The sequence below is a fragment of the Streptomyces sp. NPDC050625 genome, assembly GCF_040654755.1.
In the GTDB taxonomy this organism is placed as follows: Bacteria; Actinomycetota; Actinomycetes; order Streptomycetales; family Streptomycetaceae; genus Streptomyces.
This window is the reverse complement of the sequence record NZ_JBFAIQ010000088.1, coordinates 1-6,130: the sequence shown is the minus strand read 5'-3', so window position 1 is coordinate 6,130 and position 6,130 is coordinate 1. Positions and strand designations below refer to the sequence as shown.

Sequence of the window (6,130 nt, the reverse complement as noted above, 5' to 3'; positions counted from 1 at the left end):
AGCTGCGCGCGTGCTCCCGGAGGTATGGCGAGGGGAACTGGGAGATCCACCGCTGGACGTCGGGGTCCTGGGCGGCGGCGTACACCGCCTCGGCGCGCCGTCGGTCCTCGGCGGGGTGTCAGCCGGCCGCGCTCGCCCCGAGCGCGATGTCACCGGCGAAGCGCCGGTGCGGGTCGATCCGGGCCCGTATCCGGTCCACGGCGGCCACGGCCTCCGGGTCGAGATGGCACTGCGGCCGGTCCGCGCCCTCGACCAGGGACGGCACCGTGCGGCCCGTGTTCCAGGGCTCCAGCGCGGCCCGTACGGTGGCGCAGTGCGCCTCCAGGTCCGCCGGGGTGACGGGCCCGAACGGCGGGCCGGAACCCATGTACGCGTAGGCCGCGTCCACCTGGTTCAGTACGCCGCCGCGGGGGTCGGCGTCGGCGAACGCGCCGCCGAGCTGACGCAGCGTCGCCACGACGAGCGGTGAGCCGGAGCCCTCGCCGAGCACGCTCAGGAACGCCTCCACCGTGTCGTCGCCGAGTTCCGCCAGAAGCAGGTGGTCGCCGATGAACGGCACCGGATCCGCCGGGTCCATGTGGGCGTCGAGGACACCGGCGGCGTCGGTGAGCGCCCAGGTGTCCATGAGCGGTTCGGCGATCCCCCGCAGCGGTGCGAGCAGGTCCTCGGCCTGGCGCCGGGCGTCGGCCACGTCGTCCGGGGAGGCGGCGAACACCGCGCCGTCGACGCAGATCACCGGGCCGGCCGCCAGCTCGGGCGGTACACCGGGGACCGGCGGCAGGTTCATCACGCGCAGCGAGGTGGCCGCCCGGCGGGGCGCCCGCGCGGCCCAGTCGCGCCAGGCGGTGAGCAGCGGACGGGCGTGGGCCGCGGACCAGTAGGTGCCTCCGGTGACCACCTTCGCCACCGGGAACAGCTCGACCTCGACGGCGGTGACGATACCGAAGCCGCCTCCCCCGCCGCGCAGGGCCCACAGCAGCTCGGGGTCGTTCTCGGCGTCCGCGCGGACCGACGCCCCGTCGGCGGTGACGAGTTCGACCGCGCGCACGCTGTTGGCGGCCAGTCCGGTGTGACGGCCGTAGAAGCTGACGCCGCCGCCGAGCAGATAGCCGACCACGCCGACGTGGGCCGCCGAGCCGTGCGGGGCGGTCAGGCCGTGGGGCGCGGCCGCCGCGACGACCTCGCCCCATGTCGTGCCGGCCGGTACCCGGGCGATCCGGCGTTCCGCGTCGACGACGACACCGCCCGCCAGCCGGGTGCGGACGAGCAGGCCGCCGTCGACGGCGGGCCGGGCACCGGAGGCGTGACCGGTGGTGTGCACGCGGACGGGCAGGTCCCGGTCGGCGGCCGCACGCACGGCGGCGCGGACCTCGGCCACGCTGCGGGCGGTCACGGCGGTGTCGGGCCGCGCCGGTGCGGCGAGGTTGAAGACGGCCGTGGCCTCGTCGTACTCCGCCGTGCCGGGTGCCGCGAGGACCGTCCGCAGGACGTCGTGCTGCTGATTCATGACAGCGGTCTTCCTTCTGTGCGTCGATGCTGCGTCTGTGCCGCGTCGGGCTCGCCGTGGGTCAGTGCTCGCGTACGGCCGTGATGAACACGAAGGTTCCCGGGCCGCTCTCCTCGCGCACCGTGAGGCCGGCGTCGGCCAGCCAGCGCCTGAGCCGGTCGAGATCGAACAGCTGGAGGCCGCCCTGGTGCTGGGGGAAGCGGTGGGCGGACTGGAAGTAGCCGTAGACCGGGTCGTCGGAGCGGCGGAAGGTCATCAGGGTGAAGGTGCCGCCCGGCCGCAGCACCCGGCTCACCTCGGCGATCGCCGCGCCGGCGTCGGCGTAGAAGGCCTGGAGGGCGTTCCAGCACACGACCGCGCCCAAGGAGGCGTCGTCGAAGGGGAGTTCGGCGGCGGAGGCCAGCACGGACGGCACCTCGGGCAGCCGCCCGCGCAGCACGTTGAGCATGGGCAGCGCGCTGTCGAGGGCGATGAGCCGCTCGGCGCCGACGGTCTCGGCGATGACGGCGGTCCACCGGCCGGCGCCGGCGCCCAGGTCGAGGACGGGCCCGTCGACGGGACGCACATGGTCGGCGATGTAGCGGTCCTCGTCCTGCGGGGTGACGGCGCCGCCCCAGTTGGAGCCGGAGACCCGCAGGAAGGCGGGGCGGGCGACGGCCTCGTAGAACAGGCCCATGCTGGGCACCCGGGACAGCTTCTCCAGGAAGTCGGCGGAGGCGTCGCCCTGTTGCTCCGTGGCGGGCGCGGTCAGATCGAGGATGCCGCCGGCCACGGGGTAGCGGGCCGCGCAGTCGGCGCAGCGCGCGACACCGTCGTGGGAGGCCAGGGAGCCCCGGCAGGCGGGGCAGCGCAGGGCGCCGAGGTGCCGGGCGAACAGGGCCGCGTCGGCGACGGGGGCGCTGACGTCACGGCTCTCGGGCAGGGGGGCCTCGGGCAGGTTGCGCGGCTCGCCGTGGCACACCGCCCAGTACGCGCGGGCGCCGGTGCAGCCGAGGACGGTGCGGGTGTCGTTCTCCCAGTTCGCCGCCAGCTGCTGCGGCGTCAGTTCCTTGATCCAGCTCTGGTCGAAGGCACGCTCGTCCGCGTTGAGGGTCCACGCCGAGGGGGACGGCCACACTCGGCCGAGGTCCGGGCGGGACACATCGAGCGTGCTCAGCGACCGGTCCAGGCGGGAGAGGTCCTCCGCCTGAAGACCGAGCACGGAGGCCACGGCGAGGACGCGCTCGCGGTCGCCGGGGAAGTGGGAGAGCAGATAGAGCAGGGCGAGGGTGAGCGGTGTGCCGATGCCCTCGGTGCCCAGCAGGTCGAGGTAGAGGTCCAGGTGGGCGCGTACGGCGCGGGTGAGCTCGCCGTCCAGGTCCGGGTAGTCGGTCTCGGCGAGCAGGCCCAGCAAGATGGCCAGGTGACCCTTGCGGTCGGTACCGGCACGCTCCAGGGCGGCGACGAGCGAGGGCACCGCGGCGAGGGCGTCCGCGCTCGCCACGCCGTCGTCCCACAGGGCGTCCACCAGCGCGCGGAAGGCCGCGGGCACGTCGTCCGGCGCGGTGCGTACGAACGCCTCGGCGAGGCCGACGGCGGCGGGGGCGGGGGAAACGGTCATCTGGTGTGTCCTTCCTGGGTCGGTGCGGCGGGCGCCGGCGCCGCGCGCGATGCGCCACGCTGCCAGCGGCCGCGGCGGCGCTGCATCTTCCTGGCTGCGCTCCTGCGTGCCTGCCGCCGCGGGCGGGCGGGTGCAGCAATCCGCAAGATGCGGACGGCTCCCGGGGCGGCGGACGATACGGCTGGGCGCCCCGGGTGGTCCGGGAGCCGATCCCCGCCCTGTGCGAGCGCGCCCGTGTCCCCTCGACCGACGACCGCCTTGCGGTCAGCCACTGACGGAGCGCTCATGCATCCCTTCCGCATCGACATCCCGCAGGCCCAGCTCGACGACCTGAACCGCCGCCTGGACGCGACGCGCTGGCCGGACGAGCTGCCCGGTGTGGGCTGGGACCGCGGAGTGCCGCTGGGTTACCTCAAGGAGCTCGCCGAGTACTGGCGCACCTCGTTCGACTGGCGGGCCGCGGAGGCCCAGCTGAACGCGCACCCGCAGTTCACCGAGGAGATCGACGGCGCCCGCGTGCACTTCCTGCACGTGCGCTCCCCCGAGCCGGACGCCACGCCGCTGCTGCTCACGCACGGCTGGCCGGGCTCCGTCGCCGAGTTCCTGGACGTGATCGGTCCGCTGACCGACCCGCGTGCGCACGGCGGCGACCCGGCGGACGCCTTCCACCTGGTGATCCCGTCGATTCCCGGCTACGGGTTCTCCTCGCTGACCGAGACCGGCTGGGACACCGCGCGCATCGCCCGCGCCTGGGCCGAGCTGATGGCGCGGCTGGGCTACGACCGTTATGTCGCGCAGGGCGGCGACGCCGGGGCGGTGATCTCCCTGGAGCTCGGCCGCATCGATCCCGAGCACGTCGCCGGCGTGCACGTGAACATGCTGATGACCTTCCCGTCCGGCGACCCCGCCGAGCTGGCCGCTCTCGACGAGCGCGACCAGGCGCGGCTGGGCAAGCTGGCCCGCTTCGACGCGGAGCTGTCCGGCTACATGAAGCTCCAGCAGACCCGCCCGCAGACGCTGGCGTACGCGCTCACCGACTCGCCGGTCGGCCAACTGGCCTGGATCGTCGAGAAGTTCCTGGACTGGACGGGTGCCACGGCCCTGCCCGAGGACGCCGTCGACCGCGACCGGCTGCTGACGAACGTGACGATCTACTGGCTGACGGCCACCGCGGGTTCGTCAGCGCAGTTCTACTACGAGGGCGCTGCGGGTGTGCGCGCCGCGGCGGCCGGGTCCGTACCGCCGCCGCTTACCGTGCCGGTGGGTGTCGCCGTCTTCCCGGACGACATCTTCGTGCCCGTCCGCAGCCTCGCCGACCGGGACATCCCCACCATCACGCACTGGACGGAGTTCGAGCAGGGCGGCCACTTCGCCGCGCTGGAGCAGCCCGCCGCCGTCACCGGCGACATCCGCGCCTTCGCCCGCAGCCTGCGCCCCGTGGCCGTGACGGCAGCCTGACGGCACGGCGCCGAACGCCCCCGACCCGGTTCGACTACGACAGACCAAGAGAAACGAGGCATCGCATGACCGCCAGGACCGTGATCGACGTCTGGGTGGCCGACCTGACGTTCCCCGGCTACATGGACCGGCTCCACCGGCTCGGAGCGGAGTTCGAGAAGGCGCACCCCGAGTACCGGATCAACATCGAGGGCCGCGACTTCCGGCTGCTGTCGCAGCAGATCGCCGAGGCCGCCGAGGCCGGCCGTCCGCCGGCCGTCGCGGAGTACTACTTCGCGGTCACCCAGGCGGCCCGCGACTCGCGCGCCCGCGACGGCAGGCCGCTGTTCACCTCGGTGCAGAAGGCGATCGCGGGCCGCAGCGAGATCCTCGGCGAGCCGGTGGTCATCGACGACCTCGTCCCGGCCGTGCGCGAGTACTACTCGGTCGACGGGGACCTCACCTCGATGCCCGCCGTCGTCACCGCCATGCTGATCTACGGCAACCAGTCGGTCCTGGACAAGGCGGGCATCGGCTCGCTGCCCACGACGTGGGGCGAGATTGAGGCGGCCTGCGAGGCGGTGGCGGCCCTTCAGGGCGGTCCCTCGCACGGTGTCACCTGGTCCAACCACGGGCTGTTCTTCCAGCAGGCGCTCGCCGTGCAGGGCGGTGAGCTGGCCGACAACGCCAACGGCCGCGCGGGCCGGGCCGGCCGCCTGGACCTGTCGTCGAAGGAGATGCTCACCTGGGCCGAGTGGTGGCGGGAGCTGCACCGCCGGGGCCACTACCTCTACACCGGGAAGATCCCGGACTGGGAGGGCAACATCAAGGCGTTCGCCGACCAGGACGTGGCGCTGCGCATCACCTCGTCCAACGACCTCAACTACATGGCGATGGCCGCCGAGAACGCTGGCTTCGAGATGAGTGTCGGCCGCTTCCCGGGCCGCGACGGCGAGGCGTACGGCGGCAACATCATCGCGGGCACGTCGCTGTGGCTGGCCGACGGCCTGGACGAGGTCACCCAGGACGGCGCGCTGGCCTTCATGCAGTTCCTGAACAACCCGCGCAACGCCGCCGACCGGCACATCGCCTCCAGCTTCGTGCCGGTCACCCGCTCCTCCTACCAGCTCCTGGAGGACGAGGGCTGGTTCGAGGCCAACCCGTACCACCGCCTGGCCAGCGGGCAGCTCGGCTCCTACGCCGAGGGCCAGGGCGAGGGGGTGCCGCCGTGCCGCGGCGCCCTGTTCGGTGACTTCGCCGGCGCCCAGGACGTCATGACCCGGGCCATGGACGACGTGCTCCAGCGGGGCGCGGATCCCGCCGAGCGCTTCGCGCAGGCCACCACCGAGGCGCAGGAACTCCTCGACGCCTACGAGAAGGACCGCGTCGACAACGGCGTACGCAACCCCCAGAGCCTGCGCGTGGAGTACTTCCGCGACGCGGAGGCCTACACCGGAGCCCAGCTGGAGAACGCGGTGAAGGGCACCACGAAGTAGCCGCCGGCACACGAGGAGGGGGGCGGACCGGCCGCGCAGAACAGGCCGTCGCGGACCCCGATGCCGTACTCGGCGGAGAGCGCGGCGGCG

4 protein-coding genes and 1 pseudogene are annotated in these 6,130 nt (G+C 73.7%); 2 read left to right on the top strand and 3 right to left on the bottom strand.

The window, feature by feature from the left end:
- The 3 genes and pseudogenes from AB0I54_RS47745 to AB0I54_RS47735 form a co-directional block, all read right to left on the bottom strand.
- Positions 1–85 (bottom strand): annotated as a pseudogene (locus tag AB0I54_RS47745) (GNAT family N-acetyltransferase); the annotation flags it as partial.
- Positions 86–118: 33 nt separating this feature from the next.
- Positions 119–1,507 carry an FAD-binding protein gene (locus tag AB0I54_RS47740; RefSeq protein WP_363302687.1) on the bottom strand — a complete coding sequence of 463 codons (1,389 nt, stop codon included), beginning with the start codon at positions 1,505–1,507 and terminating at the stop codon, positions 119–121.
- Positions 1,508–1,568: 61 nt separating this feature from the next.
- The gene (locus AB0I54_RS47735) at positions 1,569–3,107 is read right to left on the bottom strand and encodes a class I SAM-dependent methyltransferase (protein WP_363302686.1); all 1,539 of its coding nucleotides are present in this window, start codon (positions 3,105–3,107) and stop codon (positions 1,569–1,571) included.
- A 285-nt stretch (positions 3,108–3,392) separates the two neighbouring features.
- Between AB0I54_RS47735 and AB0I54_RS47730 the strand changes: the two genes are divergently transcribed.
- Both AB0I54_RS47730 and AB0I54_RS47725 read left to right on the top strand, forming a co-directional pair.
- Positions 3,393–4,565, top strand: coding sequence for an epoxide hydrolase family protein (locus AB0I54_RS47730; RefSeq protein WP_363302685.1), 1,173 nt, complete (start codon positions 3,393–3,395; stop codon positions 4,563–4,565).
- A gap of 65 nt (positions 4,566–4,630) precedes the next feature.
- Complete coding sequence (locus AB0I54_RS47725) at positions 4,631–6,040, top strand: extracellular solute-binding protein (RefSeq protein ID WP_363302684.1); 1,410 nt, start codon at positions 4,631–4,633, stop codon at positions 6,038–6,040.
- Positions 6,041–6,130: the final 90 nt, after the last annotated feature.